The 422-nt window shown below is 71.6% G+C and carries 1 protein-coding gene; it reads right to left on the reverse strand.

Annotation, left to right across the window (positions count from 1 at the left end):
* Positions 1–327 (reverse strand): DoxX family protein (locus tag IG74_RS0144995; protein ID WP_030689737.1); only part of this gene is annotated, 327 nt, incomplete at its 3' end.
* Positions 328–422 lie beyond the last annotated feature (95 nt).

The raw sequence follows: 422 nt of genomic DNA on the forward strand, positions 1-422 counted from the left end.
GAGGGTGGCGACGACCGGTGCCAGGTAGAGGACGGGGAAGGCGACGGTCTTGTAGGAGCGGGCTCGCAGGACGGTGATGACGGCGCCGCCGAAGTACAGGATCAGGCCGATCGCGGCGGCCGCGCCGATGGCGGGTACCGCGAGGCCGATGAGGAGGCCGATTGCTCCGGCGGCCTTGGCGAGGCCGAGGAGGGTCCACCAGGACTGCGGGACGCCGTATTGGGTGAGCGGCTCGGTGACGAAGGCGGCCTTGCGCAGGAGCGAGAGGCCGGAGAAGCCGACCCAGGCGGCGGTGAGCACGGTGACGACGGCGGCGGTGGTGGACATGGGGACTCCTCGGGGACTGCTGAGCGGGTCGGGTGCGTGTGGTGACGGCCTTGCAGCGTTGCTGGCGTCGCCGTCATGGGTCTGACGCACCGGCG

The organism is Streptomyces sp. NRRL B-1347 (assembly GCF_000720325.1).
Lineage (GTDB): Bacteria > Actinomycetota > Actinomycetes > Streptomycetales > Streptomycetaceae > Streptomyces.